This window comes from Lysobacter sp. CCNWLW3, assembly GCF_036697405.1.
Lineage (GTDB): Bacteria > Pseudomonadota > Gammaproteobacteria > Xanthomonadales > Xanthomonadaceae > Lysobacter.
The window spans coordinates 270,549-291,658 of the sequence record NZ_JBAHWA010000003.1; the positions used below are offsets into that span (position 1 = coordinate 270,549).

19 protein-coding genes are annotated in these 21,110 nt (G+C 70.3%); 9 read left to right on the plus strand and 10 right to left on the minus strand.

The genetic code is table 11. The features are described 5' to 3' along the window. Nucleotides 1-14: 14 nt before the first annotated feature. Nucleotides 15-1,334 carry a hypothetical protein gene (locus V1318_RS08585; protein ID WP_332939230.1) on the minus strand — a complete coding sequence of 440 codons (1,320 nt, stop codon included), beginning with the start codon at nt 1,332-1,334 and terminating at the stop codon, nt 15-17. 580 nt (nt 1,335-1,914) lie between these two features. Here V1318_RS08585 and V1318_RS08590 point away from each other — a divergent pair. Continuing rightward, nucleotides 1,915-2,913, plus strand: coding sequence for a polyprenyl synthetase family protein (locus V1318_RS08590; RefSeq protein WP_332939231.1), 999 nt, complete (start codon nt 1,915-1,917; stop codon nt 2,911-2,913). Between the two features lie 25 nt (nt 2,914-2,938). Here the strand turns inward: V1318_RS08590 and V1318_RS08595 are convergent, their stop codons facing one another. The 5 genes from V1318_RS08595 to V1318_RS08615 all read right to left on the minus strand — a co-directional run bounded on the left by V1318_RS08595 (nt 2,939) and on the right by V1318_RS08615 (nt 9,673). After that, nucleotides 2,939-3,403 (minus strand): SRPBCC family protein, encoded by a 465-nt coding sequence (locus tag V1318_RS08595; protein WP_332939233.1) that lies wholly within the window; start codon nt 3,401-3,403, stop codon nt 2,939-2,941. A gap of 58 nt (nt 3,404-3,461) precedes the next feature. Continuing rightward, entirely contained in the window at nt 3,462-4,250 is a 789-nt protein-coding gene (locus tag V1318_RS08600) for a dienelactone hydrolase family protein (RefSeq protein WP_332939234.1), read from the minus strand. Between the two features lie 77 nt (nt 4,251-4,327). Continuing rightward, the gene (murD, locus tag V1318_RS08605; protein ID WP_332939235.1) at nt 4,328-5,716 is read right to left on the minus strand and encodes a UDP-N-acetylmuramoyl-L-alanine--D-glutamate ligase; all 1,389 of its coding nucleotides are present in this window, start codon (nt 5,714-5,716) and stop codon (nt 4,328-4,330) included. Continuing rightward, nucleotides 5,697-7,058 carry a UDP-N-acetyl-alpha-D-muramoyl-L-alanyl-L-glutamate epimerase gene (gene murL / locus V1318_RS08610; RefSeq protein WP_332939236.1) on the minus strand — a complete coding sequence of 454 codons (1,362 nt, stop codon included), beginning with the start codon at nt 7,056-7,058 and terminating at the stop codon, nt 5,697-5,699. The genes murD and murL overlap by 20 nt, the downstream gene beginning before the upstream one ends. Then, nucleotides 7,058-9,673, minus strand: a complete 2,616-nt coding sequence (locus tag V1318_RS08615; RefSeq protein ID WP_332939237.1) for a bifunctional aspartate kinase/diaminopimelate decarboxylase — start codon at nt 9,671-9,673, stop codon at nt 7,058-7,060. Before V1318_RS08615 ends, murL begins: the two co-directional genes overlap by 1 nt. Before the next feature lie 279 nt (nt 9,674-9,952). Here V1318_RS08615 and V1318_RS08620 point away from each other — a divergent pair, with 279 nt between their 5' ends. The 3 genes from V1318_RS08620 to V1318_RS08630 all read left to right on the plus strand — a co-directional run bounded on the left by V1318_RS08620 (nt 9,953) and on the right by V1318_RS08630 (nt 12,284). Next, nucleotides 9,953-10,840 (plus strand): PhzF family phenazine biosynthesis protein, encoded by an 888-nt coding sequence (locus V1318_RS08620; protein WP_332939238.1) that lies wholly within the window; start codon nt 9,953-9,955, stop codon nt 10,838-10,840. Nucleotides 10,841-10,897: 57 nt separating this feature from the next. Further along, nucleotides 10,898-11,773, plus strand: a complete 876-nt coding sequence (locus tag V1318_RS08625; protein WP_332939239.1) for a PhzF family phenazine biosynthesis protein — start codon at nt 10,898-10,900, stop codon at nt 11,771-11,773. Between the two features lie 73 nt (nt 11,774-11,846). Beyond that, a complete protein-coding gene (locus V1318_RS08630) occupies nt 11,847-12,284 on the plus strand; it encodes a DUF3592 domain-containing protein (protein ID WP_332939240.1) in 438 nt (145 codons plus the stop codon). Nucleotides 12,285-12,783: 499 nt separating this feature from the next. Here V1318_RS08630 and V1318_RS08635 read toward each other — a convergent pair whose 3' ends face one another. From V1318_RS08635 to V1318_RS08650, 4 genes are all read right to left on the minus strand, one after another. Further along, nucleotides 12,784-12,921 carry a hypothetical protein gene (locus V1318_RS08635; RefSeq protein ID WP_332939241.1) on the minus strand — a complete coding sequence of 46 codons (138 nt, stop codon included), beginning with the start codon at nt 12,919-12,921 and terminating at the stop codon, nt 12,784-12,786. 179 nt (nt 12,922-13,100) lie between these two features. Then, complete coding sequence (locus tag V1318_RS08640; RefSeq protein WP_332939242.1) at nt 13,101-13,790, minus strand: hypothetical protein; 690 nt, start codon at nt 13,788-13,790, stop codon at nt 13,101-13,103. 102 nt (nt 13,791-13,892) lie between these two features. After that, entirely contained in the window at nt 13,893-14,582 is a 690-nt protein-coding gene (locus V1318_RS08645) for an alpha/beta fold hydrolase (RefSeq protein ID WP_332939243.1), read from the minus strand. 93 nt (nt 14,583-14,675) lie between these two features. Continuing rightward, a complete protein-coding gene (locus tag V1318_RS08650) occupies nt 14,676-15,104 on the minus strand; it encodes an OsmC family protein (protein ID WP_332939244.1) in 429 nt (142 codons plus the stop codon). Between the two features lie 494 nt (nt 15,105-15,598). Here V1318_RS08650 and fusA point away from each other — a divergent pair, with 494 nt between their 5' ends. The 5 genes from fusA to V1318_RS08675 all read left to right on the plus strand — a co-directional run bounded on the left by fusA (nt 15,599) and on the right by V1318_RS08675 (nt 21,013). Next, the gene (gene fusA, locus V1318_RS08655) at nt 15,599-17,674 is read left to right on the plus strand and encodes an elongation factor G (RefSeq protein ID WP_332939245.1); all 2,076 of its coding nucleotides are present in this window, start codon (nt 15,599-15,601) and stop codon (nt 17,672-17,674) included. Nucleotides 17,675-17,789: 115 nt separating this feature from the next. Further along, entirely contained in the window at nt 17,790-19,043 is a 1,254-nt protein-coding gene (locus tag V1318_RS08660) for a mechanosensitive ion channel domain-containing protein (protein ID WP_332939246.1), read from the plus strand. A gap of 41 nt (nt 19,044-19,084) precedes the next feature. Continuing rightward, entirely contained in the window at nt 19,085-19,501 is a 417-nt protein-coding gene (locus V1318_RS08665; protein ID WP_332939247.1) for a thioredoxin family protein, read from the plus strand. A gap of 70 nt (nt 19,502-19,571) precedes the next feature. Next, nucleotides 19,572-20,201, plus strand: coding sequence for a LysE family translocator (locus V1318_RS08670; RefSeq protein WP_332939248.1), 630 nt, complete (start codon nt 19,572-19,574; stop codon nt 20,199-20,201). Nucleotides 20,202-20,299: 98 nt separating this feature from the next. Continuing rightward, nucleotides 20,300-21,013, plus strand: coding sequence for a tellurite resistance TerB family protein (locus V1318_RS08675; RefSeq protein WP_332939249.1), 714 nt, complete (start codon nt 20,300-20,302; stop codon nt 21,011-21,013). Nucleotides 21,014-21,110 lie beyond the last annotated feature (97 nt).

Below are 21,110 nucleotides of genomic sequence, written 5' to 3' on the forward strand. Positions count from 1 at the left end.
GAGGCCCAGACGGGTCAGTAAGCGCCGGCGTTGGCGTTGAACGCCACCGGTACAGTGATGGTGGCCGTGCCGTTGGCGAGCAGGTTCACGGTGAGCGAAACGGTGTTGCCGCCGACGGTGCCGCCGGTGGTGGCGCTGCAACTGGAGCCGGCGCTGGCGGCGCAGCCCCATTGCCCGGACAAGGTCGCGCCGGCGGGCAGGGTGTCGCTGATCTGCGCGGCGCTGATCGTCGCCGCGCCGAAGTTGCGCGCGATCAGCGTGTAGCTGGTGGCGCCGCCCGGCGTATAGCTGGTGGGGGCATCGCTCTTGCTGATCGTCAGATCGGAGGTGGTCGCGTTGACGAAGGTGCAGGTGATGTTCTGGTTGGCACGGTAATTGGCCGCGGCGATGGTCAGCGCGTTGCCGGCCAGCGACGAGGTCACCACGGCGTTGCTCTGGTCGCGGCAGGTCGCCGATTGCAGCGCGAAACCCGCCACCGCCGCTTCAGTGATGGAAATCGGCTGGCTGTGGTTGGCGATCGCGAAGGTCGCCGAAGCGGCCGGATTGAGGCTAGCGGTGCTGAGCGTCGACGAACCTACGCCGTTGCTGCCGGTGAACGTGAAGCTGCCGGTGTTGGCCAGGGTCTGCTTGACGATGCGCACGTCGGAACCGGCGATCGACCAGATCGCTTCCAGGCCGTCGCCGATGCTGCCGCCACCCGGGTCGACGTTGGTGACGGTGAACGTCAGGCTGGTGATGCCGGTGCCGTTGAAGCGCACCGAACCGCAGCCGGTGCCGTTGGTCGCGGTGGTGCCGCACTCGGTGTTGCCTTCGGCGGGCCCGCCGGTCGCGCGCTGAAAGCTGTTGCCGGCGACCAGGAACACCGAGTTGCCGGCCAACCGGGTCAGGCTGACGGTTCCGCCGCTGGAAACGTTGCCGCTCAGAGTCCAGACCGAAGAGTTGTTGACGCCACCGGAGATGCCGCCGATGCGGTCGATGTGGAGCACCGGGTTGTCGACCGCCTTGCTGAAACCGACGGTGACCGTGTAACTGCTGGTCTGGACCGTCATGCTCAGCGAGTTCGCGCCGGCAACCGTGCCCGAATACGGGTTGATCCAGTAGTTGGTGGTGTTGAAGGCGCCGTTCGAATACGGATTGCCGCCGCCGATCGCGCCCGACCAGGTCACGGTGACGCCCGCCGCAGGCGAGGTCGCGGTGTTGCCGGCCGCGTTCCAGGTCCCGGTGGTCGCGGCGGACACCGAGCCGGCGACCAATAGCAAAGCCCAGGCTGCGCATTGCGCGAACGAACGACGGATGCGGGCGGCGCGATCGGGCGCGGCGACGCAAGTAGGCATTGCTTCGGTCATAAGGTTCGGTGCGCTGCGCGCCATCGCGCCGACCACGCCCGACTTCGCGTCGTGCGTACCCGAGCTGCGTGACTTTGGTTGAAGCCCCCAGGCACTAAATAAGTGCCCAACATGTGCAATTACCGTGCTCAGCCCTGTGTCTGAGCCACGGTGCGCGCGGACGCCACCAGCGACCTGTCCCTGTATCCCCTTCCGCACTACGTGACCCCATCCGCCGTGGCTTCCGGGAGTCCGTTGCAAATAGTGTGCCACTCATCACACTAAGCCTGCAACAGACAGCACATTAATGAGCGGAACTGGGTCTCAAACGAAATACATAACAGCCAACAACTTTCGGGTCACATGCGGTCGTTGTGCGTCACTTTTGTGCCCCCATCGAATAGGGAAATCCCCTATAGCCTTGCGAATTCGCGTAGCGAATTGCGTCAATCACACATACATAGAGCGCAGAGAATCCATACAGAGGACCCGGGAGGCCATGGCCCGCGCTGCGCCCATGGCGACCCGGGCCATTCGGCTGAACGCGGCCTCGCTCTATACTTTCTTCCCCCACCGTAGCGGCCGTCCCATGCCCTCCAGCGCACCGTCCCTGACCGTCCCCGACCTGGCGACCATCCAATCCCTGGCCCGAGACGACATGGCGGCGGTCGATGCCCTGATCCGGCGCCGGCTGGCCTCGGACGTGGTCCTGATCAACCAGGTCGCCGAGTACATCGTCGGCGCCGGCGGCAAGCGCCTGCGCCCTATGCTGCTGCTGTTGGCGGCCGGGGCCCTGGGCCACCGCGGGCCGGACGCGCACCAGCTGGCGGCCGTGGTCGAGTTCATCCACACCGCCACCCTGCTCCACGACGACGTGGTCGACGAGTCCGACCTGCGCCGCGGCCGCAAGACCGCCAACGCGGTCTGGGGCAACGCCGCCAGCGTGTTGGTGGGCGACTTTCTGTACTCGCGCAGCTTCCAGCTGATGGTCGAGCTGGACCGCATGGAGGTGATGAAGATCCTCGCCGACACCACCAACGCCATCGCCGAGGGCGAGGTGCTGCAACTGCTGCACGTGCGCAACCCGGACACCGACGAAGGCGCTTACCTGCGGGTGATCGAGCGCAAGACCGCGGTGCTGTTCGCGGCCGCGACCCGATTGGGCGCGCTGCTTTCGGGCGCCGACGCGGCCACCCAGCAACGCCTGCACGACTACGGCATGGCCCTGGGCTACGCCTTCCAGATCGCCGACGACGTGCTCGACTACGCCTCCGACGCCCAGACCCTGGGCAAGAACCTCGGCGACGACCTGGCCGAGGGCAAGGCCACGCTGCCGCTGATCCACGCGATCGCGCACAGCGACGACGCGGTCCGCGCGCGCCTGCGCGCGGCGGTCGAGCACGGCGACACCGACGCGATGCCGGAGGTGATGGCCGCGATCCACGTCAGCGGCGGACTGGACTACAGCCGCCAGCGCGCGCGCGACTACGCCGACGCCGCCGAAACCGCGCTGGACGGACTGGACGAGAACGACTACACCGCCGCGCTGCGCGGCCTGGCCCACTACGCGGTCAGCCGCGACCACTGAGCGGTGCGACGCCAGGCGGCCGCTCCTAGGTCCGGCGCTCCAGGCCGCCGCTTGCGACATAGGCATGCAGCGCGCCCAGGCGCCTGCGCGCATGTCCGAGAAACGACCGGTTCAGCAGCGGCTGGATCAGCCAGGCCAGCGCCCGCGGCCCGGCGACCACGCGGTACTTGAAGGTCACCCGCGTCTCCTGTTCCGACACGCGCTTGAACGACCAGGCGCCCGCGAACGCCGAGATGTACCAAGGCCCTTCGACCATGTCGATAGCGGCCGCGCGCGGGCGGTTGTAGCCGACATAGCGCACCGTCATCGACTGACCGTTGCGCGCGCGCACCACCACCAGCGCACCGGGCTCGGGGCCGGTGGCAGGCGCCAGGAAGCGGTAGCTGTGCGGGAACGGATCCCAGCGCAAACGCACCGAATAGTCCTGGGTCAGATCGAACAGGGCTTCCGGCGAGCCGGGCAGCGTCCGGCTGTGCTCGATCACGCTCATCGGCCTGCGCGCTCGTGCTTCGGAGCGCGCAAGCCCGGCGACGACGCCTCCGTCATGGCTACTGGCCCGCGAACCGTTCCGCGAAGAAGTCGCGCATCATGCGCTCGGCGCGCTTGGCCGCGCGCTCGTTGTAGACGCAGCCCGGCGGATTGTTGGCTTCCGCCTCGGCGAAGCAGTGCACCGCACCGCTGAAGTTGACGAACTGCCAGTCGGCGCCGGCGGCGTCCATTTCCTTCTCGAAGCTGGCGATGTCCTGGTCGGTGATGCCGCGGTCGTCGGCGCCGTTGAGCACCAGCACCGGCGTGCGCGCGCCGTCGTCCTGGGCCGGCAGGTCGGTGGACAGGCCGCCGTGGAAGCTGACCACGCCGGCCAGCTCGCTGCCGCCTCGCACCAGTTCCAGCACCGTGCTGCCGCCGAAGCAGTAACCCAGCGCGCCGATCCTGTCCGCGTCCACCGGCGCCTTGCCGGCCTGGGCCTTGAGCACCTTGACCGCTTCCTCGATGCGCGCGCGCAGCTTGGGCCGGTCGGCGCGCAAGGGGCCGGCGACCTTGGCGGCCGCCTTGTCGTCCTTGGGACGGATCTTGCTGCCGTAGACATCGGCCACCAGCACCACGTAGTCGTCGCCGGCGATGTGCTTGGCGCGCTCGATCGCGGCCGGGCTCACGCCCTTCCAGTTCGGCACCATCACCAGGCCCGGACGCTTGATCGCGTTGACGTCGTCGTAGACCAGCACGCCGGTGAAGGACTCCTTGCCGACTTTCCACTTCACCGGCTTGGCCTGCATCGCCGCGAACGCGGGCGCTGCGCACAACACGAGAACGATCGCGGCTACGAGACGACGGCGCATGGCGGATTCTCCCTGAGGTAAGCGCGCAGCCTAACTCGCCGGAATGACGCCTCGATGTGAAGGCGGTCGCGCCAGGCTCAGGCGATGCCGAGCCCCGGGATCGAGCTGATCGCGTCCGGGTCGAATCCGGCCAGTTCGGCGAAATGGCGGCCGCGGGCGACGTAGTCGCGGTAGGGGCCGAAGCTGGGCGCGCCCGGCGACAGCAGCACCACGCCGTCGCCGGCCAGGGCGTCGCGGGCCTGCGCCATCGCTTCGGCCAGGTCCCGCGCCGCGCTCAAGCGGAAGTCGGATTGCGCCGCCAGCGGCGCCAGCAAGGCGTGGATGCGCGGGCCGTTCTCGCCCATGGTCACGATCGCCCGCGGCGCCTTGCGCCGCATCGCATCGGCGAACACGCCCCAATCGACGCCGCGGTCGTGGCCGCCGACCAGGATCGCGATGCGCTGGCCGTCGTAGCAGTCCAGCGCGGCCAGGCTGGCGTGCGGGGTGGTGCTGATCGAATCGTTGACGTAGCCGATGCCCTCGCGCGTGCCGATCGGCTGCAGACGATGCGGCAGCGGGCGGAAGCCGGCCGCGTGCGCGGCCAGGGGCGCGGCGTCCAGGCCCAGGGCCTCGATCGCGGTCAGCACCGCGCACAGGTTGCCGCGGTTGTGGCGGCCCGGCAGCGGCAGCGCGGCGGTGTCCATGATCCGCGCATCGCCGCGATGCAGGGCGTCGCCGCGCAGGTGCCAGCCGTCCTCGCGGCCGAACCAGCGCACCTGGCTGGCGGGCAGGCTCAGCCCGGCCAGGGTCGCGTCGTTGGCGTTGAGCACGGCGATGCGCGGCTTGGCTTCGGTCAGCAGGCGCAGCTTGTCCTCGACATAGCGCGCATGCGAGCCGTGCCAGTCCAGGTGCTCGGGAAACACGTTCAGCGCGACCGCGATCTCCGGGCGCACACCGCCGGCGGCGACGTCGCCGGTCTGGTAGCTGGACAACTCGATCGCCCAGAACTCGGGCGCCTGCGGCGGCGCCATCAACTCCAGCAGCGGCAGGCCGATGTTGCCGGCCAGGGCGGTGCGATGGCCGGCCGCGCGCAGCAAATGGGCGAGCAAGGAGGTGGTGGTGCTCTTGCCCTTGGTGCCGGTCACGCAGACCGTGCGCGCATCGGGATGCTCGCCGAACCACAGCGCGGTGCCGCCGAGGAAACGCGCGCCCTGCTCCGCCGCGGCCACGGCCTCGGCGCGATAGGGGCTGATGCCCGGCGACTTGATCACGAACTCGAACGCGCCCAGGCGCTCGGCGCTGGCCGCGGTCTCGATCAGCAGGCGGGCGTCGCCGAGCGCGCGCGCATCGGCCGCCTCGTCCTGCGAACAGAACAGGGTCAGGGTCTGTCCGGGCAGGCGCTCGCGCAGCAGCCGGTAGGCGGCACGGCCTTCGCGGCCCCAGCCCCACAGCGCCAGGCGGCGCCCTTCAAGCTGCGAAATGCGCACGCAGGCGCTCCCACAAGGCCGGCGGCAGGCGCTGCTCGTCGTCGAGCACCAGCAAGGGCTCGATGCGCAATTCGTCGGCGTCCAGTTGCGGACGGATCTCGCGCGCGAAGCGTTCGACCAGCGCGTCCTCGCGCCACTCCGGGCGCTCGCTCAGGGCCGCCATCGCGGCGCGCGACTCGCGGCCCTCGCCCACGCATTCGAAGGGCTTGTGGTCCTTGTATTCCAGCAGCGCGTCGTAGCCGCCGATCTGGGCGGTGTCGTCGAGCAGGTTGCGGCCGAAGATGCCGACCAGGCGCGGTTTGGGCATGAACGGCGCCAGCGCCAGGAACACGAAGTGGCACTTCGGGCAGACCCCGCACCAGCGATTGGCCGGGCGTTCGCCGAGGATGTGGAAGTTGCGGTTGCAGCTGCTGAAGTGGGCGTCGTAACGATCGCTGCGCGCGAACTGGCGCGCCACCGCGAGTTCGCTGAGCGGCCGCAGCAGCGAGTAGTAGCGCAGATCGGCGGCGACCTGGCGCTGCACGTGATCGCCGAAGGCCTGCTCGCAGGCCCAGCCCTTGGACCACTGGTGGTTCACCTCGCCGGTGCCTTCGATCAGGCTGCCGTAGCTGGCCGAGCGCTCGTTGGAGAACACCACTTGATCGACGCCGTGCAACAGCGCCGCCAGCACCATGATCGCCGAATTCACCACGGTGACCGGAATATGCCCGTTCCAGGCGCCTTCGCGGTTGTAGTCGAACAGCTGCGGCGCCAGCGCGCGGCCCAGGTTGAGCGTGGGCAGGCCGGTGCGCTGGGCGCAGGCCGCGATCAGCTGCGAGCCGCCGATCCAGGTCACGGTCTGGTCCACGCCCAGGCTGCGCAGCGCTTCGATGCTGACCAGCGAATCCTTGCCGCCGCCGATCGCGACCAGGGCGTGCCCGCGCAGGCCCAGCGCCGGCGCCTGCGGCGCCGCCGCGGCGGTGTGCGGGAAGCGGATGCGGCCATGCAGGTTCAGGCCGTTGCGGTAGGCGAACTCGCCCAGGCCGTTGACGTAGATCAGTTCCAGCAGCGCCGCGGTGTCGGCGTCGATCTCATAGGAGTCGATGCGGATTTGCTCCGGCACCGCCGCCTTGTAGTAGCTCACGCCCGCGATCAGGTGCAGCAGGCGCAGCGCGCGTTCGACCGCGGCGGCGCGCGCCTCGTCCAGCGCGAACGGCGCGCCCGGCACGGTGATCGTTTCGATCAGCTCCGGGCCCTCGTCGAACGCGTAGACCAGCTGCGCCACGCCGCTCGCCGCATCGAAACCGCAACGCACGAAACGGAACGCGCGGATCGCATCGCGCTGGAAACGCCAATCAGTCATTACAGATCACCTTCTTGCAGTACTTGCTCGGCGGGCAGCGCCCGCAGGTTGTAGGTATGCGCCATGGCCATGCCGTAGGCGCCGGCGTCGGCGACCAGCAGCACGTCGCCCTCGGCCGTCGCCCGCGGCAGCGGGCGGCCGCGACCGAGCACATCGCTGCTCTCGCAGATCGGGCCCACCACGTCGAAGGCGACCTGGTCGGCGTCGTCCAGGCGGCTGAGGTTGTGGATGCCGTGATAAGCCTCGTACATGGCCGGACGCATCAGCGCGTTCATGCCGGCATCGCCGCCGACCCGGCGCACGCCGTCCTTCTCGACCACCTGGGTCGTGGTCAGCAACAGCACGCCGCTTTCGGCGACCAGGTAGCGGCCCGGCTCGACGATCAGGCCGTAGCGCGGGTAGGCGGCCTTGATCTCGGCCAGGCCGGCGCGCCAGGCGGCGAGGTCGAACTCCGGCGCCTCGGGCGTGTAGGCGATCGGCAAACCGCCGCCGATGTCGATGGTCTCGATGGTGCCGATGCCGTCGGCCAAGCCGGCCAACTGCGCGTACACGCCGCGCCAGTGGCGCGGATCGTCGATGCCGCTGCCCAGGTGCGCGTGCAGGCCGGAGATGCGCACGCCGAGACGGCGCGCGTGTTCGACGAAGGCATCGAAGCGCGACATCGGCAGGCCGAACTTGGCCGCGACGCCGCCGGTGCGGACCTTCTCGTGATGGCCTTCGCCGTGGCCCAGATCGATGCGCAGCCAGATCGAGCGGTCGCGGAACAGCTCCGGCCAGTTCTGCAGCGCCTCGATGTTGTCGAGGGTGACGGTGACGCCGCGCGCGAACGCGGCCGCGTATTCGCGCTGGGGCGCGAAGCTGGGGGTGAACAGCACGCGCGCCGGCTCGATCCGCGGCAGGGTCTCGAACACGCGTTCGATCTCGCCCAGCGACACGCACTCCAGGCCGAAGCCTTCGTCGGCGATGGCGCGCAGTATCTCGGGGTGCGAGTTGGCCTTGATCGCGTAGTAGCAGCGGTCGATGGACTGCGTCTCGCGCAGCGAACGCGCGCGTGCGCGCACCGTCGCCAGGTCGTAGACGTAGCGCGGCGTACCGGCCGCGGCGGCTTCGAGCAGGCGTGCGCGCGCGCCACGCCACCAGGCCGGGGCGCGCGTGGGCTTGCCGTGCGCGATCTCGCGCCAGCTGGGGCCGAATACGCTGTCGTCGCGCACCGGCATCGCGCCACCGCGGATCAGCTCGTGGTGCAGGTGCGGCAGCAGGCCGTCGGCGTCGGCCTCGTCGATCACGAAGGTCAGGTTGAGGTCGTTGGAGGACTGCGAGATCAGGTGCACGCGCTCGCGCCCGAACGCGGCCCAGATGTCCGACAGGCGGTGCAGCAGCGAGCGCATGCCGCGCCCGACCAGGGTGATCGCCGCGCAGGGCGCGATCACCTTGACCCGGCAGACCTCGGCCAGATCGGCCGACAACGCCTCCAGCACGTTGCTGTTGACCAGGTTCTCGCTCGGGTCCAGCGACACGGTGACGTTGGTTTCCGAGGAACCGATCAGGTCGATCGACAGGCCGTGGCGCTTGAAGCGTTCGAACACGTCGGCCAGGAAGCCGACCTGCTGCCACATGCCGATGCTTTCCATCGACACCAGCACGATGCCGTTGCGGCGGCTGATCGCCTTGACCCCAGGCACGGTCGCCGCGCTGGCGTCGATGCGCGTACCCGGCAGGTCGAAGCGTTCGGTGTCCAGGATCGCCATCGGCACGCCGGCGTCGCGGCAGGGCGCGATCGAACGCGGGTGCAGCACCTTGGCGCCGGTGGTCGCGATTTCCTGCGCCTCGGCGTAGTCCAGGCGGGCGAGCAGGCGCGCATCGGGCACTTCGCGCGGATTGGCGCTGAACATGCCGGGCACGTCGGTCCAGATCTCGACCCGCTGCGCCTTCAGCAGCGCGCCGAAGTACGCGGCCGAGGTATCGGAACCGCCGCGGCCCAGGATCGCGGTGCCGCCGTCGTCGTGGCGGGCGATGAAGCCCTGGGTCAGCAGCATGGGCGCGGCCTGGCGCGCGAAACGCGCGGCGAATTCCGGATCGGGGTCGCGCCGGCAGTTCACCGACAAGCGGCGCGCCCAGGCGCTCTGATTGGGCAGCGAAACCGCGTCCAACCACTCGCGCGCATCGCACCAACCGAAGTCCAGGCCCTGGCTGCGCAGGTAGGCGGTGCCGATGGTCGAGGACAGCAACTCGCCCTGGGCCAGCACTTCGGCCTGCCAATCCAGGGCGCGCGCGGCCGCGCGCGGGTCGACCGCCAGCGCCTGCAGCGCGGCCAGTCGCTCGCCCAGCACGGCATCGGGGTCGAGATCGAGTTCGGCGCAGAACGCGCGGTGGCGCTCGACCAGGGCCTGCACGCGCGCGCCGATCCCGTCCTGCGCGCCCTCGGGCGCGCTGGCGATCGCCTGCAATTCGTTGGTCACGCCCGACAGCGCCGAGACCACGACCACGACGCGCACGCCTTCCTCGTGCATGCGTTTGGAGGCGAGGCGTCCGATGGTGTCCCAACGGTTGCGGCGGGACACCGAAGTGCCGCCGAACTTGAGTACTACCCAACGAGATGCTTCCGCCACCGCCACTGTCTCCGGTCTGTTGTCGCGCTCTGATCGATGCCCGGCCGCGGCCGGGCGTGTGCTTGGGAACCATGCCGCGGCCGCCGGGCGCGACGACTGCGCCCGCTGGAGGCCGGAGTCGGCCGCAACGGGTCGAGCAGGAGGGTCGCGCTCGCCCGCGCCGCGGGCATGAGGCTGCGATTCTAAACGGGAAAGCGCCGGCGCAGGCCGGCCGGTACGCGCAACACTGGAACGACCGCGACGGAACGGTTCTACTGGCCCGCCGGCCCCGCGCCCGAGACCGCCATGACCCTGCGCCGCTACCTGCAACTGGACGTGTTCGCCGACCGGCCGGGCGCCGGCAATCCGCTGGGCGTGGTCCTGAACGCCGACGGCCTGGACAGCGCGGCCATGCAGGCCTTCGCGGCCTGGACCAACCTGTCGGAAACCATCTTCCTGCTGCCGCCGGTCGAGGGCGCGGACTACCGGGTGCGCATCTTCACCCCGCGCCAGGAGCTGGCCTTCGCCGGCCACCCCAGCGTGGGCGCGGCCTGGGCCGCGATCGACGCCGGCCTGGCCACGCCGCGCGAGGGCGCGCTGGTGCAGGACTGCGCGGCCGGCCTGCTGCCGGTGCGCGTGGCCGGCAGCGGCGCACGCGCGCTGGTCTCGGTGCGGGCGCCGCGCTCGCGGCGCATCGAGCCCGCCGAGCTCGCCGATCCGGCCGCGGTCGAGACCGCCCTGGCCGCGGTGACCGCGCCGCTGGCGCTGGGCGAACGGCCGCCGGCGCTGTGGGACAACGGCGCCCGCTGGTGGGTGCTGGAGCTTGGCGATGCCGCCGCGGTGCGCGCGCTGGCGCCGGACCTGCCCGCGATCTCGACCCTGAGCCGCGCCAGCAATGCGCTGGGGGTGGCGGTGTACGCCCCTGCCGACGCGGCCGACCACCAACTCGCGGTGCGCGTCTTCTGCCCCGCCGACAACATTCCCGAGGACCCGGTCACCGGCAGCGCCAACGCCTCCATCGGCGCCCAGCTCGCGGCCGATGGCAGCTTCCCCGGCGGCGGTTCGCGCTATGTCGCCAGCCAGGGCCGCGAGCTCGGCCGCGACGGCCGGGTCGAGGTCGCCCTGGACGAGGACGGCGAGATCTGGATCGGCGGCCGGGTCCAGGCGGTTATCCACGGCCGCGCCGATTGGTAAGCTTCGCGACCCAGCGGACCCCACGCCGCGACGCGATCCCACGATGATCCGCCCACAATGAAGCGCCGCTATCTGCAATTGGACGTATTCGCCGACCGTCCCGGCGCCGGCAACCCGCTCGCGGTGGTGCTGGATGCGCAGGGCCTGGACGACGACGCCATGCAGGCGATCGCGCGCTGGACCCGACTGCCCGAGACCACCTTCGTGTTCGCGCCCAGCGCGCCGGGCGCGAGCTATCGCATCCGCATGTTCAGCCCGCGCCGCGAAGTGCCGTTCGCCGGCCATCCCAGCGTGGGCACCGCGCATGTGGTGCTGGACGCCGGCCTGGCCGCGCCGGTCGACGGCCTTCTGCTGCAGGAAGGCGTGGCCGGCCTGCTGCCGCTGGCGGTGGACGGCGCGGGCGCCGCGCGCACGATTGCGGTGCGCACGCCGCGCGCGCGGGCGCTGGAAACCGCCGACGCCGCGGATCCGCGCCTGAGCGCCGCTTTGCGCGGCCTGCCGCTGGGCGCGCTGCCGCCGGCGCTGATGGACGGCGGCCGCCGCTGGTGGCTGGCCGAACTGCGCGACGAAGCCGCCCTGCGCGGTGCGGCGCCGGATTGGGCCGCGATCGGCGCGCTCGCCGAAGCCACCGACAGCATGGGCCTGTGCGCGTTCGCGCGCGCCGACGCCGGCCGCGACTACGACCTGGTGGTGCGCGCCTTCGTCGGCGCGCCGGCGCAGTTCGAGGACGCGGCCTCCGGCGCGGCCAACGCCACCCTGGCCGCCTGGCTGCAGCACAACGGCGCCCTGCCCGGCCGCGACGGCCGCTACACCGTCAGCCAGGGCCGCGAAGTCGGCTTCGACGCGCGCCTGCAACTGCACGTGGACGCCGACGGCGACGTCTGGTCCGGCGGCCAGGTGCATCCGATCGTGAGCGGGCATATCGATTGGTAGGAGGCGGTGACCCGAGCAGTCGATGCGATGCTCAACGAGCGGCCCCAGATTCGGCTCAAGGCGCAGCCCCTCCATGCAGCTATCGATAAACCGCAGCGTCATCTCCCTGCTGGCGATCACTGTCGCGCTCGCGGCGGCGGCTTGGCAGACCCGTATCGACCGGGTCTCGGCGGATGCGCGGATGAGTCGCGCCGAAGGCACGGTCCTGGCCTTGCGCGCGGATTGCCAGGCGAGCAGCCGGTTCTGGAATAGGACCGTGTGCGCGCAATTTCCGCTGATTGGTTTCCACGACCCCTCGGGCAACGAACACCGTTTCGAATCGACCACGGGCCGGGGCTTTCGTCGCCTCTCCGAAGGTCAATCGGTCGTCGTGCTGTACCTGCGCGCCGCGCCTGCTCGAACGGCGAAGATCGACGGCTACGGCCTGACGACGGACACCGTCCTCATGACGCTGGCTGCGGCGGCCTTGGCCATGACCGTGTTGGCCGCCGCACTGAACAACAAACACTGACATGAGCCGTACTCGTGGCAATAGCAAACTCACCGATTTCCTCGGTGCGCTGCTGGCAACGTCCTGGTGGGTGATCGGCGGGAGCCGTTTGCATACTCGTCGCCATGACGGCCTTGGCTGTCGCCATCTGCTTCAGGTCGCGCTGGCGGCAGGCGCGCGCGGAGGCCGCGGGCGCCTTGCTGGGATTGGCAGGAGCGATCACCCTGCTCTTGTGCGTGCGATATGGCGCCTGAGCTTTCGCCTGATCCGAAGTCGCCTTAGGGCCGCCCGAGTCGGACACTCTCCATCGACTCGAACTTTCCCAAGGCGCAACGCGGCTCCATACGCGCACGGCCAATGCCGCCGGACTGACTGGGCCAAGACGTACACGCCCCGGCCCAGCGTTCCGATCAGCTGCACTCGGCCAGGCCGTAGGTGATGTGGCCGCCGCCGGACGGATAGGTCTGCACCGCTTCCACCCAGGCGCCGCTGTAACCCTGGTTGATGCACATCTGGCGGCCTATCGAAATCGCATCGCCGCGCGCTCACCCTCGGTCCTTCCCTGACCCCACACGCCAAACACTTGCGCCGCCAGCGCCGAACCCGCCGTCAACACCAGCACGGCGGCGAGCGCGAACTTCCCTATACGCTTGTTCATTACCTTTGTTCCTTGTGTTTGCCTCAACGGGCAGCGGAATGTCAGCAAGGCGCGGCGACGCACGCAGCCGCAGCGGAGCCGCGCCGCGGACAAAAAAAGGGCCAGCTCGCGCTGGCCCTTGCTCTGTCGCCGGCCGATCGGCCGCAGGCGCGTCGCCGCGCCCGACCGTCGCGGCGTCCTTACTCCGGACGCACGTCCACGCGCACGCGGATCTTGTCGCCGGGGTGGTAGTTGGTGCGGGTGCGGTAGCTGCGGCCGCCGTATTCGTAGGTCACGTCGTAAGCGCTGACCGCGCGGTCGTCGCCGCCGTAGCCGGTGTTCTGGACCGGATCGCAGACGCGCACTGTGCCGACGCGGTCGCGATTGCTGCTGCGCTTGTTCTGCTCGTAGACGCTGCGGCCGGCCATGCCGCCGACCATGGAACCGATCGCCGAGGTCGCATAACGCGCGCTGCCGCCGCCGACCTGGCTGCCGACCGCGGCGCCGAGGATGCCGCCGATCACGGTCGCCACGGTGCGGCCGGTCTCGGTGCCGGCGGAACGGCGGTAGTTGCCGTACTGGTCGGTGTAGCCCTCGTCGCGACGGTAATCGTCGTCGTAGCCGCGATCGTCGTAGCCGTCGTAACCGCCGCCGTTGACGTAGGTCGGACGCTCGTAGCAGCGCTGGCCGCCGTACTGGCCGCCGTTGTAGGAATCGAACACCGGATCGACGCGCAGCACGCGCGCATAGTCGACCTGCGAACCCGAAGAAGCCGGATAGCTGTTCGGGTAGGCCGAACCGTAGCCGTTCTGCGGATAGGACTGCGCCGATGCGGCGCCGGTGGCGGCGGCGAGGACCAGGCTCAGGGCGGTAACGGACAGGCGCTTCATGGCGGGCTCCACACGCCGGGATGGCGTGGAGCGCATCGTCCGGTCGCGGCGGTCAACGCCGGCTGAATCCGGGCCCGGTTTCGCTGCCGGCCCTGGCGGCGTTTACCTGGCCGACAGCCAGTCGGCCACGCGGCCGGCCAATTCGACCGCGCCGCGGCCCAGCAGCGGGCCGACATGGCTGGGCGACGGCGCCTGCAACAGCTCCGCGCCCCAGGCCCGCGCCAGTTCTGCGCAAAGTTCGGGCGGCACGTCCTCGTCCCGGGCCGAAGCCACGCACAAGGTCGCGCAGGCGGGCGCGGCGACCGCGATGCCGGCCTGGGCCGCGCGCAGCACCGCGCCGGATTCGTCGCGCCAGCGCCGGTAGGCGTACAGCGCGCCCGCGTCGTCGGCGTCGGGCAGCGCGCGCCGGGTCGAGGCCAGGCGCGCGTCGCGACGCCAGGGCACCAGCGCCGGCCAGTCGCGCCCCGGCATGCGCGCCGACCAGGGCGCGGGCGGCAGCGGATTGACCAGCACCAGCGCGTCGGCGGCATCGGCGCAGCGCAACGCGAGCAGGCCGCCGAGACTGGCGCCGATCAGCGCGCGCGGCCGCGGCAGCGCCTCCAGCGCGGCGCGCGCCTGGGCGGCGTAATCGTCGAAGCCGGTCGAAGCCAGGCCGCCTGGCGCCGGCCGCAGGTCGGGCGCGTGCGCGAGCAGGCCGCGCGCGCGCAGCAGTTCGCACCACAGGGTCCATTCCCAGCCGCCACCGCCCGCGCCGTGGATCAGCAGGACGTGGCGGATCGGGGCTTCGCGCACGGCAGACAAACGTAAGCGGTCCAGTCGATCGGAGTACGGCTCACCCGCCCGCGATGGCGCAGGCAGGGCGGCTTGGGCAAGCCGGACGCCGGCTCAGGCCAGCGTCGCCTCCAGGCTGATCGGCACCGCGCTCAGCGCCTTGGACACCGGGCAGTTGGCCTTGGCGTCCTCGGCGATGGCCTGGAACTTGGCGGCGTCGATGCCGGGCACGTCCGCGCTCACCTTGAGCCGGATCTGCGAGAAGTTCGGGCCGCCTTCCATCGACAGGTCGACCTCGGCGCGGGTGTCCAGGCGCGCCGGCGGATGGCCGGCCTCGGTCAGCTTGGCCGACAACGCCATGGTGAAGCAGCCCGCATGCGCGGCCGCGATCAGTTCTTCCGGATTGGTGCCCTTCTCGTCGCCGAAGCGGGTGTTGAAGGCATAGCGGGTGTTGTCCAGGACGCCGCTCTGGCTGCTCAGACGGCCCTGCCCGCTTTTGAGATCGCCTTCCCAATGCGCGCTGGCGTGACGCGAAATGCCCATGGCCTGACTCCGGTGGATGAGGGGCCGCCAGGGTAACCTCAGGCTTGTTAGTTCCATATTGCGAACACGGGCCGGCTTGTGCTGCCGGGACGAGGGCGATCGCCCGGCGCCGCGCGGGATCGCCGCTCATGGTTCGGCGGGCTCGCCACCTCGGCTGCCGGAGTCGCGAACGTCGCTGGAAATTCCGCTACGCCCCGCCCTTATGTCGGGAGAATCGAGAAGGACCTGCTTTCGCGCCCGCGCGCCCCGGCCGCCCACGGTCCAACAGCCCCGCGACGAACCGCCGCGAAAACGGCCTCGCGCGCGCCACAGCTTCATGTTGCAACGCAACCCAAGGCGGGCTTGACCCGCCCCGCCGCCTGCGGGAGTCTTGCTATCCGGCCCCCACGAGTGCCGGCACCCGCCATGACCGCCCGCCGAGCGCTCCACGCTCGGGCGCGCAGCGCGGACAGCCATGACGGCCTTCCCACCCTCACCCAGGGAGAAGTCCGCTCATGTCCTACAGCACACAATCCATCCGCAACGTGGCCTTGGCAGGCCACCCCGGCGCCGGCAAAACAACGCTCTTCGAAGCCCTGCTGCAGGCCGGCGGCGCACTCCAGACGGCAGGCAGCATCGAACGCGGCAGCACGGTCTCCGACTTCGACCCGATCGAGAAACAGCGCGGCCATTCGCTGGACGCCGCCATCGCCAGCATCGATCGCGGCGCGGGCTCCGACAAGCATGTCCACATCAATCTGATCGACACCCCCGGCTACCCCGACTTCCGCGGCCCGACCTTGTCGGCGCTGGCGGCGGTGGAGACCGTCGCCATCGTGGTCGACGCCGACACCGGCGTCGAGTACGGCACCCGCCGCATGATGGAGCACGCCAAGGCGCGCAATCTCTGCCGGGTGCTGGTGGTCAACAAGATCGACCACGAAGGCGCCGACGCGGCGCGCGTGCTCGAGGACCTGCGCGAGACCTTCGGCCCCGAATGCCTGCCCCTGAACCTGTCCGCCGACCGCGGCCAGCGCGTCGTCGACTGTTACGCCGCCAGCGCCGCCGGCAGCGCCGAGGACAGCGACCTGGGCACGGTCGGCGACTGGCACCAGAAGATCATCGACCAGGTGGTGGAGATCAACGAGACGGTGATGGAGCACTACCTGGACCTGGGCGAAGGCGGCCTGTCCGGCACCGAACTGCACGACGCCTTCGAGCAATGCCTGCGCGAGGGCCACCTGGTGCCGGTGCTGTTCTGCTCGGCGCGCAGCGGGGTCGGGGTCAAGGAACTGCTGGACGCGGCCGAGGCGCTGTTTCCGAATCCGGCCGAGGCCAATCCGCCGCCGTTCGCCAAGGGCGTGGGCGAGGACGCGCAGCCGATCGTGGCCGCGCCCGATCCCAAGGCGCACGTGATCGCCGACGTGTTCAAGATCGTCAACGACCCCTTCGTCGGCAAGCTCGGCGTGTTCCGCGTCTATCAGGGCACGCTCAAGCGCGACACCCAGCTGTTCGTCGACGACGGCAAGAAACCGTTCAAGGTCGGGCACCTGTTCAAACTCAAGGGCAAGGACCACGTCGAGATCGACCAGGCGATCCCCGGCGACATCGCCGCGGTGGCCAAGGTCGAGGAACTGCATTTCGACGCGGTGCTGCACGACAGCCACGACGAGGATCACATCCACCTGGCGCCGCTGAACTTCCCCAAGCCCATGTTCGGGCTGGCGGTGGAAGCGGCCAGCAAGGGCCAGGAGCAGAAGCTCGCGACCTCGCTGCACAAACTGTCCGAGGAAGATCCCTGCTTCCACATCGAGCACGAGACCGAGACCAACGAGACCGTGATCCGCGGCCTGTCGGACCTGCACCTGCGCATCAACATCGACCGCTTGAAGGACAAGTACGGGGTGGAGGTGAAGTCGCGCCCGCCGCGCATCGCCTACCGCGAAACCGTCAGCGGCAAGGCCGAGGGCCACCACCGCCACAAGAAACAGACCGGCGGCGCCGGCCAGTTCGGCGAGGTGTTCCTGCGCGTGGAGCCGCTGCCGCGCGGCGCCGGCTTCGAGTTCGTCGACGAAGTCAAGGGCGGCACCATCCCCGGCCAGTTCCTGCCGGCGGTGGAGAAAGGCGTGCGCCAGGTGCTGCACCAGGGCGCGCTGGCCGGCTATCCGATGCAGGACGTGCGCGTGATCGTCTACGACGGCAAGCACCACCCGGTCGACAGCAAGGAGGTCGCGTTCGTGGCCGCCGGCAAGAAGGCCTTCCTGGATGCGATCGGCAAGGCCCGGCCGCAGGTGCTGGAACCGATCGTCGACCTGGAGGTCAACGCGCCCGAACAGCACATGGGCGACATCAGCGGCGGCCTGGCCAGCAAGCGCGCGCGCATCAACGGCACCGACGCCGCGCGCGGCCACGAGATCGTGGTCAAGGCGCAGGTGCCCTTGTCGGAGCTGGAAGGCTATGCGGCCGAGCTGAAATCGGTGACCGCCGGGCGCGGGCGCTATTCCCTGGATTTCAGTCACTACGAACCGGTGCCGGCCAACGTGCAGCAGAAGCTGGTCGAGGCCTTCAAGCCCAGGGCCGAGGAGGACTGAGCGCGCGTTCGCGAGCGCTCCCGCGCGCTGGCGCGGGAGCCTGGCGATGCCCACAATCGCGGCAGGTTCCGCGGCTGCGTCGTCGGCGCCTTTCCAATTCCCTGCGAGCCCGTGCATGAAGCCAGACAACGCCGTTCCGGCCGTCGATCCGCAATTCGAAAAGACCCTGGACACGGCCACGTCGCTTAGCGCGCACCCGCTCGAGGCCCTGGTCACGCTGGGGCTGGTGCTGGCCGCGCTGGGCCTGGCCCACTACCTGAAGCGACGACTGCGCCCGCGTCTGAGCACAAGGCCGCGCCTGCGCATCGTGTTCGACTATCTGTTCGCGCCGACGCTGGCGCTGTTGTTGCTGCTCCTGCCCGGCCCCTTGGGCATCGTCAACGAGTTCGGCCGGGCGGCGCTGTCGGTGGTGCTGCTGGCTCTGGCCCTGTTCGTGCTGCTGCGCATTCCCGGCGCCCTGGTCGAGCTGCTGTTCCGGCCGACGCCCCTGCTCAAGGTGATGATGCGGCTGGCGACCGTGCTGGCCTGGGCCATGACCGTGCTGGCGGTGTTCGGCCAACGCTACCCGCTGATCGGCAAGCTGTTCGCGGCCAAGCTCTCCATCGGCAACATCACCCTCAGCACCGAGGACACGGTCGGCGGCCTGGTGATCGGCGTGGTGATCGTGATCGTTTCCTACTGGGCCACGCGCGCGCTGGACAAGGCGATCCAGCGCAGCCCGCACCTGGCGCCGAACCACATCCTGGCGCTGTCGCGCATCGCCGGCGTGCTGGTGTGGCTGCTCGCGCTGATCCTGATCTTCAGCGTCAGCGGCATCAACCTGGCCGCGCTGGCCGCGTTCGGCGGCGCGCTCGGCATCGGCCTGGGCCTGGGCTTGCAAAGGCTGGCGGCCAGCTACGTCAGCGGCCTGATCGTGCTGTTCGAACAATCGGTGCGGGTCGGCGACAACGTCTCGGTGGGCGGCGTGCTGGGCAAGGTCACGCGCATGACGGTGCGCTACACCGTGATCCGCACCCGCGAGGGCCTGGAGGCGATCGTCCCCAACGACACCCTGACCAGCAACACCATCCTCAACCAGTCCTGGTCGGACCGTAACGTGCGCCTGACCTCCAGCTTGATCGTCAAGGGCAACACCGACACCGTGGCCGCGCGCACCATCTTCCTGCGCGCGGTCAATGCCCAGCCGCGCGTGCTGCGCACGCCCGAGTCGGGCGTCTACGTCAGCACCATCACCGACAAGGGCATCGTGCTGGAGGCGCAGCTGTGGATCGCCGACGCCGAGAACGGCCAACACGCCCTGCTGTCGGACATCTACGACGCCACCCTGGCCGAGTTCCGCGTCCAGGGCATCGAACTGGCCGTGCCCTAGCCGCTGGCGCGCGGGCCCGGTCCGCGGAGTAGGATGGCCGCGTGAGCGACACCGCCATCCCGCGCTTCTTCTGGACCTTCCCGATGCGGTTGGTGCGTGAAGCGCGGCTGGACGAGGTCCTGGCCGAAGACGGCCGCCTGCGGATCCTGTTCCTGTGGGGCAAGGACTGCCCGAACTGCGACGTCGCCAAGGGCCAGATCCTGCTCGCCCCGGAACGCTTCCGCTGGCCCGAAGTCGAGTGGCTGCACGACAACGTCTACGAAGACCCGCAGATGGGCACCCGCTTCGGCCTGCACGGCATTCCGGCCTTCCTGGTGTTCCGCGGCGCGCGCAAGCTCGGCCGTATCAGCCAATGGCCGGGCAGCGACGCCTTCGTCGAGGCGATCGAAAAGCAGCGCGCGGCGATAGCCGACGCCGCCGGCGACACGGCGGGCGCAACGCTGAATCCCGCGTCCTAGCGCCGCGCGCACTTGGCGCGCGCGGGCGCGCGGCGCAGACTGCGGTTCCGCCCCCCGCGCCTGCGCCGCCATGTTCGATACCGCCACCCTCGCCGCCTTCCTGGTCGCCGCCGCCGTGCTGGTGCTGATTCCGGGCCCGGGCACGGCCTGGATCGTGACCCAGGCGGCGACCGGCGGCACCGCGCGCGGGATACGCGCCGCGTTCGGCCTGGAAACCGCGACCCTGATCCACGCCCTGGCGGCGGGCCTGGGCTTGTCGGCGCTGCTGGCGACCTCGGCGACGGCCTTCGAGGTGCTCAAGTACGTCGGCGCCGCCTATCTGATCTGGCTGGGCATCAAGACCTGGCGCAGCGAGGACGAGCCCGCGCCGGCCGACGGCGCGGCCGCCCCGTCCGCCGCCGCGCCCAATATCTACCTGCGCTCGGTGGTCACCGGCGTGCTCAATCCCAAGGTGGCGCTGTTCTTCCTGGCCTTTCTGCCGCAATTCGTGCACCCCGAGCGCGGCTATGTCTGGCTGCAGTTCCTGGTGCTGGGCGCGCTGCTGTCGCTGATCGGTTTCAGTTACAGCCTGGCGTTGAGCTTCGCGGTGGGCCGCTTCGGCCGGCGCGTCTCGCTGGGCGCCGGGCGCTGGAAGCAGCGCGTGACCGGCGGCGTGTTCATCGCCCTGGGCCTGCGCCTGGCGGTGCAGCAGCGCGGCTGAGGTGAACCGCACTGCGCCGGCCGCCGCCGGCGCGCTTGAAGCCCGTCCCCCGCGCCCTCAGGTCGTGGATTCACGACCTCATCCACGGAGTTGCGCGCATGAAGACCCAGGGCTTACTCGATCAGTTGCTGAAGACCGCCCAGAGCAGCCTCGGCGGCGGCGGACTCGAGAGCCTGCTGGGCGGCGGCAACACGCCTGCGCGCTACGAAGGCAAGAAAGAGGAAAAGCGCGGGCTGTTGAACGCCGACTTCGGCAAGGGCGCCCTGGCCGGCGGCGCGCTCGGCCTGCTGCTGGGCAACAAGAAGATGCGCAAGATGGGCGGCAAGCTCGCCCTGTACGGCGGCGTGGCCGCGGTCGGCGTGCTGGCCTACAAGGCCTACGGCGAGTATCGCAAGCAGCAGGACGGCAACGCCGCCGAACCGCAGACGGTCGACCGCCTGCCGCCGCCGCAGGCCGAACTGCACAGCCAGGCCATCCTCAAGGCCCTGGTCGCGGCGGCCAAGGCCGACGGCCACATCGACGCGCGCGAGCGCGAAGTGATCGAAGGCGAGTTCACCCGCATCGACAACGACCCCGGCCTGCGCCAGTGGCTGCACGCCGAACTCGAGAAGCCGTTGGACCCGGCCGAGGTCGCGCGCGCCGCCAGCACCCCGGAGATGGCATCGGAGATGTACCTGGCCAGCCTGCTCGCGGCCGACGAACAGAGCTTCATGGAACGCGCTTATCTGGACGAGCTGGCGCGCCAGCTCAAGATCGACGACGCCCTCAAGGCGCGCCTGGAGGCGCAACTGCGCGAGGCCGGCGAGGGCTGAGCCCTGCGCACCCGCTTCGGGGTAGGAGCGGCGTAAGCCGCGACCACGAACCCGCGCCGCCAGCGCAAGCCTGGCGGCCTGGGCGGCTGACGGTCGC

What these genes read in the sequence shown, in the direction of transcription:
- V1318_RS08585 (WP_332939230.1), bottom strand. Translation starts at nt 1,334, where the DNA reads ATGCCTACTTGCGTCGCCGCGCCCGATCGCGCCGCCCGCATCCGTCGT.
- V1318_RS08590 (WP_332939231.1), top strand. Translation starts at nt 1,915, where the DNA reads ATGCCCTCCAGCGCACCGTCCCTGACCGTCCCCGACCTGGCGACCATC.
- V1318_RS08595 (WP_332939233.1), bottom strand. Translation starts at nt 3,403, where the DNA reads ATGAGCGTGATCGAGCACAGCCGGACGCTGCCCGGCTCGCCGGAAGCC.
- V1318_RS08600 (WP_332939234.1), bottom strand. Translation starts at nt 4,250, where the DNA reads ATGCGCCGTCGTCTCGTAGCCGCGATCGTTCTCGTGTTGTGCGCAGCG.
- murL (WP_332939236.1), bottom strand. Translation starts at nt 7,058, where the DNA reads ATGACTGATTGGCGTTTCCAGCGCGATGCGATCCGCGCGTTCCGTTTC.
- V1318_RS08620 (WP_332939238.1), top strand. Translation starts at nt 9,953, where the DNA reads ATGACCCTGCGCCGCTACCTGCAACTGGACGTGTTCGCCGACCGGCCG.
- V1318_RS08625 (WP_332939239.1), top strand. Translation starts at nt 10,898, where the DNA reads ATGAAGCGCCGCTATCTGCAATTGGACGTATTCGCCGACCGTCCCGGC.
- V1318_RS08630 (WP_332939240.1), top strand. Translation starts at nt 11,847, where the DNA reads ATGCAGCTATCGATAAACCGCAGCGTCATCTCCCTGCTGGCGATCACT.
- V1318_RS08635 (WP_332939241.1), bottom strand. Translation starts at nt 12,921, where the DNA reads ATGAACAAGCGTATAGGGAAGTTCGCGCTCGCCGCCGTGCTGGTGTTG.
- V1318_RS08640 (WP_332939242.1), bottom strand. Translation starts at nt 13,790, where the DNA reads ATGAAGCGCCTGTCCGTTACCGCCCTGAGCCTGGTCCTCGCCGCCGCC.
- V1318_RS08650 (WP_332939244.1), bottom strand. Translation starts at nt 15,104, where the DNA reads ATGGGCATTTCGCGTCACGCCAGCGCGCATTGGGAAGGCGATCTCAAA.
- fusA (WP_332939245.1), top strand. Translation starts at nt 15,599, where the DNA reads ATGTCCTACAGCACACAATCCATCCGCAACGTGGCCTTGGCAGGCCAC.
- V1318_RS08660 (WP_332939246.1), top strand. Translation starts at nt 17,790, where the DNA reads ATGAAGCCAGACAACGCCGTTCCGGCCGTCGATCCGCAATTCGAAAAG.
- V1318_RS08670 (WP_332939248.1), top strand. Translation starts at nt 19,572, where the DNA reads ATGTTCGATACCGCCACCCTCGCCGCCTTCCTGGTCGCCGCCGCCGTG.
- V1318_RS08675 (WP_332939249.1), top strand. Translation starts at nt 20,300, where the DNA reads ATGAAGACCCAGGGCTTACTCGATCAGTTGCTGAAGACCGCCCAGAGC.